General features: G+C 64.8%; 6 protein-coding genes and 5 pseudogenes. 3 read left to right on the top strand and 8 right to left on the bottom strand.

Annotated features, from left to right (window positions below; all coding sequences use genetic code 11):
- Positions 1-206: pseudogene (locus tag BUQ68_RS22245) on the bottom strand (IS110 family transposase); the annotation flags it as partial.
- A gap of 89 nt (positions 207-295) precedes the next feature.
- Between BUQ68_RS22245 and BUQ68_RS22240 the strand changes: the two are divergent.
- A pseudogene (locus BUQ68_RS22240) lies at positions 296-1,225 on the top strand (IS3 family transposase); the annotation flags it as partial.
- Between the two features lie 348 nt (positions 1,226-1,573).
- Here BUQ68_RS22240 and BUQ68_RS22235 read toward each other — a convergent pair.
- From BUQ68_RS22235 to BUQ68_RS22215, 5 genes are all read right to left on the bottom strand, one after another.
- Positions 1,574-3,469, bottom strand: coding sequence for a tannase/feruloyl esterase family alpha/beta hydrolase (locus BUQ68_RS22235; RefSeq protein ID WP_095407409.1), 1,896 nt, complete (start codon positions 3,467-3,469; stop codon positions 1,574-1,576).
- Positions 3,470-3,503: 34 nt separating this feature from the next.
- Positions 3,504-4,826 carry an NtaA/DmoA family FMN-dependent monooxygenase gene (locus BUQ68_RS22230; protein WP_075218228.1) on the bottom strand — a complete coding sequence of 441 codons (1,323 nt, stop codon included), beginning with the start codon at positions 4,824-4,826 and terminating at the stop codon, positions 3,504-3,506.
- A 64-nt stretch (positions 4,827-4,890) separates the two neighbouring features.
- Complete coding sequence (locus tag BUQ68_RS22225) at positions 4,891-5,904, bottom strand: zinc-dependent alcohol dehydrogenase family protein (RefSeq protein WP_075218227.1); 1,014 nt, start codon at positions 5,902-5,904, stop codon at positions 4,891-4,893.
- A 109-nt stretch (positions 5,905-6,013) separates the two neighbouring features.
- Positions 6,014-6,760 (bottom strand): NADPH-dependent F420 reductase, encoded by a 747-nt coding sequence (locus tag BUQ68_RS22220; protein ID WP_075218226.1) that lies wholly within the window; start codon positions 6,758-6,760, stop codon positions 6,014-6,016.
- A gap of 108 nt (positions 6,761-6,868) precedes the next feature.
- Positions 6,869-7,246, bottom strand: coding sequence for a winged helix-turn-helix transcriptional regulator (locus tag BUQ68_RS22215; RefSeq protein ID WP_075218225.1), 378 nt, complete (start codon positions 7,244-7,246; stop codon positions 6,869-6,871).
- 96 nt (positions 7,247-7,342) lie between these two features.
- Here BUQ68_RS22215 and BUQ68_RS22210 point away from each other — a divergent pair, with 96 nt between their 5' ends.
- Together BUQ68_RS22210 and BUQ68_RS24360 are read left to right on the top strand one after the other, a co-directional pair.
- Positions 7,343-8,098, top strand: coding sequence for an NAD(P)-binding domain-containing protein (locus BUQ68_RS22210; RefSeq protein WP_075218224.1), 756 nt, complete (start codon positions 7,343-7,345; stop codon positions 8,096-8,098).
- A gap of 78 nt (positions 8,099-8,176) precedes the next feature.
- Positions 8,177-8,848, top strand: a pseudogene (locus tag BUQ68_RS24360) (epoxide hydrolase family protein); the annotation flags it as partial.
- Positions 8,849-9,292: 444 nt separating this feature from the next.
- Here the strand turns inward: BUQ68_RS24360 and BUQ68_RS22200 are convergent.
- Both BUQ68_RS22200 and BUQ68_RS22195 read right to left on the bottom strand, forming a co-directional pair.
- Positions 9,293-9,628 (bottom strand): annotated as a pseudogene (locus BUQ68_RS22200) (ATP-binding protein); the annotation flags it as partial.
- A 122-nt stretch (positions 9,629-9,750) separates the two neighbouring features.
- Positions 9,751-10,078 (bottom strand): annotated as a pseudogene (locus BUQ68_RS22195) (ATP-binding protein); the annotation flags it as partial.

The following is a 10,078-nucleotide window of genomic DNA, read 5'->3' as shown; positions in this document are numbered from 1 at the left end:
TTGCGCGCGAGCCACTGCGAACCGGGACAAGCTTCCATGCCGACCAACGCCGGCTCGGCTCTTTCGAAGAAGGTCAGCAGCGTGTCTCGGCAGAACTTCAGCGTCTGAACGGGACGCCCCTCGGCGTCAGTGCCGACGACGTGGAACAGGTTCTTGCCGAGATCGATGCCGTAGACCGCGGCACCGCGAGGCTTGTTGCGCATCATGATCAACTCCTCCGGTTTGCCCCCAGCCGGTGCATTCTGACCCCGTCGATGCAGGGTGCAACGGGAGGACGGGGCGGGCCATCCCATTAGTGGTGACGCCCGCTGCCGAACGGAGAGCTGTTGCCCACCTCATGGACACCCATGGGATGAGCGAACGGCGGGCGTGTAAAGCCACCGGCTTCTGTCGCATGACGATGAGATACAAAACCACGCGCGGGGATGACGCCACGCTGCGCGAACGTATGAAAGCCATCGCCCAGCAACGGCGACGGTTCGGCTACAGGCGTCTGCATGTGCTGCTCCGGCGCGAAGGCTTCGAGGTCAACCACAAGCGGCTGTTCCGGCTCTACCGCGAGGAGCGCCTGACGGTCCGTCGGCGAGGTGGCCGCAAGCGGGCGATCGGAACACGAGCGCCGATGATGATCCCGCTGCGACCGAACGAGCGTTGGTCGCTCGACTTCGTCGCCGACCAGATGACAGACGGTCGGCGCTTCCGGATCCTGGCGATCGTCGACGACTGCACCCGCGAGTGCCTGGCACTGGTTGCGGACACATCGCTGTCGGGTGTGAGGGTTGCTCGCGAACTCGACAGGCTGCTGGGAGAGCGCGGCAGGCCGAAGATGATCGTGAGCGACAATGGCAGCGAACTGACCTCCAACGCCATCCTGGCCTGGGCTGACGCGGCGACGGTCGAGTGGCACTACATCGCGCCCGACAAGCCGATGCAGAATGGCTTCATTGAAAGCTACAACGGCCGCCTGCGGGACGAACTGTTGAACGAGACGCTGTTCTCCAGCCTGGCCCAGGCCAGAGCCGCGCTCTTGCGGTGGCAGTTCGACTACAACACCACGCGGCCGCACTCGAAGCTCGGATGGCAGACGCCGGTCGACTTCGCGGCCACGTTCCACCCGCGGCAGGATCAGACGCTACGCAACGTGAATGGCTCCGCGTCTGCCCACGCCGCTCAACCCGCCCGAGAGGGCCAAACCAACCGCCGGAACGAAATCAAGGCTGGATAGAAACTGGGGGCAACGTCACTCGCCCCGCATTCGGCGAACGTCACACGATCGAGGAAGCGATCCGGATCTTCGTCAGAGACGTGAGAAGTTGCTCCATTTACGGCGCAGGAAGCTGAGACAGCCTGATGCACTTGCCCAGGCAAGTTGACCCTACACCGGACGGCGGCTGTACAGGCGGCGTCGGAAATTATTTCCGATTTGGGTAGTAACCCGCCTGTCCTCTTAGGGCTCAGAGACTGATGAAGCGGACCTTGCCGAACGTTGAGTTTGGCAAGGCCGGCCGTGGCCACCCTTCAGTGAAGAAGCCACGGCTTGCATCTCCTAACTCAGCCTACGTTTTCACCTGTCTCAGTAGCAGGCGTAGCTCTCCGCCGACTTCACCGAACCCGTGCCCTTGTAGGTCGTCTTTAGCGGGTAGACGCAGAGCGGCAGGGAGACGCTGCCATCACTCGAAGTGGCTTCAATCGTTCCCGGCGCCTCGCCGTTCTCGACCCAATCCTGAAGTGCCAAGAACATCTCGTCGCGACCGGACACAGGCTGCGGCACGGGCACGTTCGGCAGGCCTTCCGAACGCCCGCTGTGGGTAAAGCCGGGGATCAGGTAGGAGCGGAAGAACTCCTGGACAGCCTGGGCCCCGCCTATGCGGGACATGACGCTCTCGTAGTAGCTGATCGAACCTTGGGCCGGAATATATTCGTCCGACAGCCCTTGGTACATGAGGACCTTGCCTCCCGCGGCATCGAAGGCCGAAAGATCGGGATTGTCGGTGTTGATGTCACTGAACTGAGGTTGAAGCTCGACGCCCCGTGCCTGCGCAGTTGCCAGCCCGGCGTAGTCCAGCGTATCCAGCCAGCGGTTCGCTCCCTTGCCCGTGGCGTTGGCGAACAAGTCGCTCCCCAACGTGGGATCCTGCATCTCGAGGGCCGTCTGGTCCGCCGCGAGGATGATGCCCGGGGCACCGCCGGCGGGCGTGGCCTTCAGGTCGGTGTCGCGGGTCCAGCCAAACCAGAGCCGCCGTTCGTCCGAGAGGTCGTTCGCGTTTCCGTTGTCCCTAGCAGGGTCGGGTGCGGAACCGTCGATTGTCTGCCCGTACCAGATCTTGTTGACCACACCCGCTTCGGCCTTGGTGAGACAGGCCTCTGGATTGCCCGCCGCGCTTCCCGTAGGTTCGCCGGAAGACCCCTTGCAAAGCAGTGCGGCGTCCTGTGTCGGATCGTATCGGCATGACAACGGGTCGATCAGGAAGCCGAGCTCGGCACCGCCGCAGGCGCTGATCGCCGCCTTGGTGACGGCGTCCAGCTTCTCCGGCGCGATGAGTTCGCCAAGTTCCTGCTTCATGGCGATCTGGGCGTAGAGCCCGGCCGTATGGTAGCGGGTCCAGTTGATGGCGGGTGCGCCGACCAGGATTCCGTCGAAGTCCCCGGGAAATGCCTGCGCGATCTTCAGGCCCTGGCGGCCACCGGTGGAGAAGCCGTCCCAGTAGGCGAACTCGTGCGGGCGGCCGTAGTAGAGCTTGGCCAGAGCCTTGGTCTTCTCGGCTACCTCGTGCAGACTCCGCTGGGAAAAGTCCTTCCACCCGACCGTGTTGACGCTGCCGTCCGGGTTCATGGCAAACGAGGCGTCGATTGGCGATCCCACATGTCCGTTGTCAGACGTGGCGACCACGAAGCCCTTCGCCGCGGCCGCTGCATGGAGGTCGTCGCCGGCGACCTGGGCCAGGCTCGCCTGCGGGGTTCCCGACCAGCCGCTGTTGCCGTAGGCCCGGATGCGCCCGTTCCACTCGGCGTGGCTCGGAAGCAGCACCTCGATACCGATGCCTGCCGAAGTCGACGGCGCTCCGGCGGGACCCGGGTTGCCGGGACCGACCAGCAGCTTCACGAGGCACATGTCGGTTCCAGCCGTCGGAGGTGGCGCGTTCGCCGCACCCTCGACTGCGGTGGTCGAGGCTGCCGCGCTCGCCGCCCCTGCAAGAGCCAAGGGTTCGCCCTGTCTGAACGCCTTCACGAGCAGGACCGTGGTGTCGGCAGCGCCGCCCATGGCAGCCTTCAGTCCATCGTCACAAGCCAGCGGGGCCGCAGGTGTCAGCCCTTCGTTGTCGGCGGCGCCGGCGGACGTTGCCGATCCCGTTAGGGCGGTGCCGAGCACGATGGTTCCAGATGCCAGAAGCCTTGCGAGCTTACGGCGACGGGGGAACGCAGAGACTCCGTTGCCGGGGTTTCTCATTCCGATGATGCGCTTAGTCATGGTCTTTTCCTCCTCCTTGGATGTCGTTGTCGGATCAGCCGCTGACACAGGGATCGATACCGTATTGGGCCGGCACCCCGAGATGGTCGCGAAGGGTCGTGCCCTCGTACTCGCGATGGAACAGGCCCCGGTCCTGTAGGATCGGGATCACGCCGTCGACGAAGGAATCGATCCCGTCGTCGTAGACGTCCGGCGACACCCAGAACCCATCGACGGCTTCCGCCTCGAACCATTCCTGCATGTGGTCGGCGACTTCGACAGGAGGGCCAGCGATGACTGGGTGGTAGTCGATCACGCCGTGAGCGAGGATGTCGCGAAGGCTCCAGCCCTCCCGAGCGACCTTCAAAGCCAGCGCGGAACGAGGGTCCCTTGGCGACGGACGCGCGGCCGCCAACTGCTCCTGCGTCAGCGGCTCGCCCATCCGAGCAGGATCGAGGCGCAGCCCGAGCATTTGGCCGAGATAGGGGATGCGTTGCGCGAACGTATGCTCGGTCAGCTTCATCCGGCGATCGAGGCCCGCGCGCTTGTCGGCGGTGATGGTCGTCATCAGGCCGGCGAAGAACTTCACCTCGTCGGGATCGCGCCCGGCGCGCTCCGCCGCCTCGCGGATGGCGGCTCGCTGGTTGCGCGCATCCTCGATGCTGAAGGTCGCCCCGACGACGCCGCTTGCGTAGCGGCCTGCCAGCTCGTGACCGTTGCCGCCGCCTCCAGCCTGGAAGATGATCGGCTGGCCCTGTTCGGAGGGCGGGATGTAGAGCGGCCCGCGGGAGGCGACGAACTCGCCACCGAGGTTGATCGGCACGACCTCGTCCCCCTTGGCGAACTGGCCAGATGCCTGGTCGTGGACCCACGCGTCCCGTCCCCAGCTACCCCACAGGGCTTGCACGAGCTGGATGCTCTCGTGGGCGCGGGCATAGCGCTCCGGACGAGGAGGTACGGGTTTGCCGTAGTTCGCCGCCATGTCCTCGCCACTCGAGGTAACCGCGTTCCATCCGGCCCGACCATGGCTCATGACGTCGAGCGCCTTGAACTGGCGGGCGAGGTTGAAGGGCTCGTTGAAGGTAGTGGAGCCTGTGGCGACAAGGCCGATGCGGCTGGTCGCGCGGGCGACCGCCGCGAGGGTGAGCATCACGTCGAGATTGTAGTGCGGAGGCTCGTTGTCGACGTCGGCGACGTAGCTCGGCCCGTCCGGCAGGAACAGGAACTGGAGCTTGCCGCGTTCGGCTGCCTGAGCATGGCGAACCTTGGCGTCGAAGCTCGTATAGCTCGTCGGATCGACCCAGGGCATGCGCCATGCCCCATGCGTGCCGTAGCCGTTCCCGAGATGCATCCCGACGATCATCTTTGGCTTTGTCATGGAAGTCTCTCGGGTACGAGTTGCGGATGACGGGATCGCCCGCTCAGACGCTGACTGGATGGCTTCAATGCGCGACGTCGACCACGACCTTGCTGACGTGGTTGCCGCTCTTGAGGCGTCGGTACACCTCGCGATGATCGGCGAAAGGGAAGACCCGATCGATGAAGGGCCGAACCTCGTGCATGGCCATAGCCTTCAACAGGGCCTCGAAGTTCTCCCGGGGGGCGATCGCCGTACCTGCGACGGTAAGGGAGCGGGAGAGAATATCGATCGGGGGCAGACCGCCGCCGAACCCGCTCGTGAACCCGACGACCGTAATGTCCCCGCCCTTACGCGTTGAAGCCGCGGACCTGACGATCGTCTTCTCGCCGGCGATGTCGACTGTCTTGTCGACGCCCGTGCCGTCCGTGAGGTCGAGGATTGCGCGGCCCCAGTCCCGAATCTTGCGGTAGTTGACGACCGCCTCCGCCCCGAGCTCCTTGAGCGTGACGGCCTTCTCGTCCGACGAAGTGATTGCGAGCACGCGTGCGCCGAACATCCGCGCCACCTGAAGCGCGAACAGGGCAACGCCGCCAGTACCCTGAATCAGCACCGTCTGCCCCGGCTGGAGAGGCGACGACAGGTTGAGGGCCGTCCAGGCTGTCACCGCAGCGCAAGGCAGCGAGGCCGCCTCGACGTAGGACAGGTAGGCGGGCAGTTGGACGATCGCGTTCTCGTGCAGGAGGATGTGATCGGCCAGCCAACCGTCCGTCGTCATCCCGAGGCTGTCGAGCTGGTACTCCGGACGCGGTGGTCCGCCGATCCAGTGTAGGTGACAGGACGCGCTGAGACGGTCGCCGACCTTCGCCCGCGTCACGCCCTCTCCGACAGCGACCACTTCGCCGGCTCCGTCGGACAGCGGCACGCCGTTCGGCTGCGTTGGTCCGCCGTACTGCCCGTCAAGGATGGCCTGATCCCGGAAGTTCAGGGAGGCGGCCTGCACCCTCACCAGCACCTCGTGCCGACCGGGCGTGTGCGTGGCCTCTTCACGAAACTCCAGGTCCGGCTTCTCGCCGGATGTCCATCGAACAGCCATCATGTCTTTGATCCTTCTTCAAATCGCCGGAATGCGGGCCTGGCATTCAATGCCTCGACGAGGCAGCACCGTCGGACCGATGCCCCACCGATCGAGTCAGCTCGAGCGAGGCTCAGCCCAGCGGATTCGCCGAACGGTTCATGGCGATCATGTCGTCATGGGTCAGCCGTGGCCCGGACGTGCTCATGTTCTTGAGGAGCCTGTCGCGGATGGCGGGGGCCTCGCCCGGCACCGCCGCCGACAGGGCCTTCTCCATGCTCGCTGCGTCGTAGTCGCCGCAGTAGCCGGGCGTTGCAGGCTGCTGACGCCACGACTCCTGCAACGTCCCGCCGTCGACGGCGTCGAAGCCGACGCCGTTCACGATGCCCATGACGGTCTTCTTCGCGGTGGTGTCGTCACCCGCAACGGCCACGGCCAAGCGCCCCGGCGACCCTTCGGGACGGCCGAGCTCCTTGAGCGAGTGTGCCAGGATGTTGTTGAACGCCTTGATGACCGGGCGACCGATCTGCTCCGACACCCAGACGCTCTCGGTCTTTCCCGCATCGAGTTCCGCGATCTGCGGATCGCGCATTCCGGGGTAGTAGTTGCCAGTGTCCACTACCGGGACAGTGTCAGGAAGGCTGACGAAGAGGTCCTTCGGCAAGGCGGCCACTGCGGGAAGCGGGATCGAGAGGATAACGAGGTCAACGCCGTCGACGGCACCACGCGCGTCGGTGGCGGTGGCCCCGATCTCGGTCGCGAAGGGGCCTACAGCTTCGGCCCCCTTGGAGTTCGCCACGCGGACCTCATGTCCCGCCGCGCTGAGCTTGCGTGCGAGCGTGCCGCCAATGTTGCCGATGCCGATGATGCCGATCTTCATGTTCCGGTCCCCTAGGCTGTTGTCAGGGAACGAAAGCTAGAGACGCGCTCACGCTTCAGCAAGAACTTACCGATTGGTGTTATACACACCAAAAGGTAAGTACGTCGGTTACGCGACCTTTTCCGTTTCCTCCGACGCGCTGCGGCGCAGAAAGGTCCAGTCGATCAGCGCTTCGATCGCAGGGCCGAGTGCAAAACCCATCTCGCTCAGCGAATATTCCACTTTGGGCGGCACCTGTGGGTAGATCGTCCGGACGACGATCCCGTCCTTCTCGAGCTCCTTCAGTTGCTGAATCAGCATCTTCTGGTTCACGCCCTCGACACGGCGTCCGAGCTCCGAGAACCGCAGGGGTTCCTTGGCCGCGAAGAGCTGGAAGATGATGACGATCTTCCACTTACCCTCGAGCACGCGCATCGCCTCACTTGTCGCCGCCGCCCAAACGAGCTGCGCCTTCGGGTCCTCACATCGCCAGTCACGGTCCACCATCACAGTTACCTTTTGGTGTGTATGTCACCTTTTGGTCGGTTCTTGCCGACACCTCTACCTACTCGTAGTTATAACAGCGATGCAACAAGTAGTGGGATGAAACTCATGAAGATCGGCATTCTCGGCACGGGCCACATCGGCAAGACGCTGGTCCAGAAACTCAGTGCTGCCGGGCACGACGTGAAGGTAGCCAACTCCCGCGGACCGGAAACGGTCGTGGCCGAACTCCTGTCATCCGGCGCCCGAGCGGTCACGCAGCCGGAAGCGCTCGTCGACGTCGACGTCGTCATCCTCTCCATTCCCCTCAACCGCCTTCCCGAGATCGCGCCTCGGATCGCGAAGCTCCCGACCGACACGGTCGTCGTCGACACGTCCAACTACTACCCGTTCCGCGACGAGCGGATCGAGGTGATCGAGCAGGGCGAGGTCGAGAGCCTCTGGGTCACCGGGCAGTTGAGCCGTCCCATCGCTAAGGCCTGGAACGCTATAGGCTCCGCGTCGCTCGCCAAGAAGGGCCAGCCAGCGGGAGCGCAAGGGCGCATCGCCATTCCCGTCGCGGCGGACCGTGACCGGGACCGCGAGGTCGCCATGGCGCTTGTCGAGGATACCGGGTTCGACGCCTTCGACGCCGGCACACTTGCGGACTCGTGGCGCCAGCAGCCGGGCGCGCCGGCCTACTGCACTGACCTGACACGTGAGGAGATGGGACCGGCTCTCGCCGCCGCCGACAGGCCTCGCCTGCCCAAGCGCCGGGACCTCGGTGTTGCCGTGATGCAGGAGCGCCTCGGGGACGGCACCACCAACCCGGACGAGGACTGGGGCGTCCGTCTGGTTCGCGCGGTTAACATGTAGCGATCCCTCAGCCGACTGGATCATCCTTGCGCGGAGCAAGGGGTCTGCGCTGCGTCGACACCGTCAAAGAAGATCGCCATGGATCGCCGACAGTTCATTCACTCGCTTGCCGCCACTGCTGGTGCGGTCCTGCTTCCTGGCACGGCTCAAGCGCTGTCGGACGAGGTGCCGTCTTCGGCGTCCGGCGCGTCCGGGACGAAGGGCAACCTGGTTCGGCCGTTCGAGCTGGCCGTCCCGCAAGCCGATCTTGACGACCTACAGGCTCGGCTTGCCAGGACGCGGTGGCCTGACGCGGAGACAGTCGAAGACACGAGCCAGGGACCGCCCTTGGAAGACATTCGGGCGTTGGTCGAACGCTGGAGGGGCGGCTACGACTGGCGTGCCTGCGAACGGCTGCTCAACGACTCCGGCCAGCATCTCACCGAGATCGACGGCCTCGACATCCACTTCCTGCATGTCCGCTCCCCCGAGCCCAACGCCCAACCGTTGCTCCTCACTCATGGTTGGCCGGGCTCGGTGCTCGAGTTCCGGGATGTCATTGGACCGCTGACCGATCCGGTCGCTCAAGGGGGGCAGGCATCGGATGCCTTCCACGTCGTGGTGCCGTCGCTCCCGGGCCATGGCTTCTCCGGAAAGCCGACCGAGACGGGTTGGAACAACGAGCGCATCGCCAAGGCCTGGATCGTCCTGATGGAGCGGCTTGGCTATCGGCGATGGGCGGCGCAGGGAGGCGACCGCGGTGCGCAGATCGCCACGAGGCTCGGCTTCATGAAACCGCCCGGCCTGATCGGGATCCACCTCAACCTCGTCGAGTTCGAGCTGACCGATGCCGAGAAAGCCAGTGCCACGCCAGCCGAGCGCAAGATGCTGGAGGATCTCCAGTTCTACGTGGATCGCCTGTCGGGCTACGCACAGATCCAGAGCAGGCATCCGCAGTCCGTCGCCTATGCCCTGGCGGACTCGCCTGCGGGGCTCGCGGCCTGGATCTACCAGATGCTTCAGGACGTATCGGACAGCGACGGCCGTGCCGAGCGGGTCTTCACGCTCGACGGCATGATCGACAACGTCATGCTCTACTGGCTGCCCAACACGGGAGCGAGCTCTGCGCGTCTCTACTGGGAGACGGCCCGCGAGACCCCTCGCATGGCAACGATCGACGAGCCGATGCCGACGCCCACTGGCATCAGCATGTTCCTAAGGGAGACGCTGCATGTGGACGTGGTGGGTCAGGCGGTCCAGCAACGCGCCGGTGAGCCGTTCGGAAGCCAGGACACTCGTCCAATCCTCGAAGGGGAGATTAGACGTGACGATTGTCGAGCCGCGCTCGTAGCGTTGGGAGAAGACCTCGAAGAGGAGCTCGGCCCCGGTCGGCGACAGCGGCACGTACCCCAGTTCGTCGACGATGAGGAGTTGCACGGCTTGGAGATCGCGCTGCTGCTTCAGGAGCCGGCGCTCGTCGCGAGCCTCCATGAGCTGGTGGACGAGGGTGGCCGCGGTGGTGAATGCCACGGTGATGCCCTTCTGTATAGCGCGGCAATCTGGGTGAGTTCGGCGCGACAATCAGGATAAGAGTCGGGGTGTCGCGGCGGCGGTGATGATCGCGGTGGTATCGGCCGCGAGCAAGGGTTTTCTCATCCTGATTGTCGTGGGCGTCAATCAGGGATGTCTTTGATTGTCGCGCGGTTTGGCGGGCGTCCTGGTCCCTTTCGGCGCTCGACGGCGGTGCGGCGTCGGTAGCTCTCGACGTTCGACGGCGGCCAACGTCATAGCAGGATCCGGAGAGATCCTGTTCCACTCGCCGAAGGGTTGATTTGCAGTGATGAGAGTGGATCTGCGTTCGTAGCGGGCGCTGATCAGCTCGAAGAGCACGCTGGTCTCGGCCTGATCCTTGGTGACGTAGGCGAGGTCGTCGAGGATCAGCAGGTGGTACTTGTCGAGCTTGGTGATGGCCGATTCCAGCGCGAGCTCGCGGCGGGCGAC

Origin of the sequence: Mongoliimonas terrestris (assembly GCF_001927285.1) — a bacterium.
In the GTDB taxonomy this organism is placed as follows: Bacteria; Pseudomonadota; Alphaproteobacteria; order Rhizobiales; family Pleomorphomonadaceae; genus Chthonobacter; species Chthonobacter terrestris.
This window is presented reverse-complemented; position numbering and strand designations above follow the sequence as displayed.

Excerpts from the sequence above, each read along its gene's own strand:
- BUQ68_RS22215 (WP_075218225.1), bottom strand. The coding sequence starts at position 7,246 with ATGGTGGACCGTGACTGGCGATGTGAGGACCCGAAGGCGCAGCTCGTT.
- BUQ68_RS22220 (WP_075218226.1), bottom strand. The coding sequence starts at position 6,760 with ATGAAGATCGGCATCATCGGCATCGGCAACATTGGCGGCACGCTCGCA.
- BUQ68_RS22230 (WP_075218228.1), bottom strand. The coding sequence starts at position 4,826 with ATGACAAAGCCAAAGATGATCGTCGGGATGCATCTCGGGAACGGCTAC.
- BUQ68_RS22225 (WP_075218227.1), bottom strand. The coding sequence starts at position 5,904 with ATGATGGCTGTTCGATGGACATCCGGCGAGAAGCCGGACCTGGAGTTT.
- BUQ68_RS22210 (WP_075218224.1), top strand. The coding sequence starts at position 7,343 with ATGAAACTCATGAAGATCGGCATTCTCGGCACGGGCCACATCGGCAAG.
- BUQ68_RS22235 (WP_095407409.1), bottom strand. The coding sequence starts at position 3,469 with ATGACTAAGCGCATCATCGGAATGAGAAACCCCGGCAACGGAGTCTCT.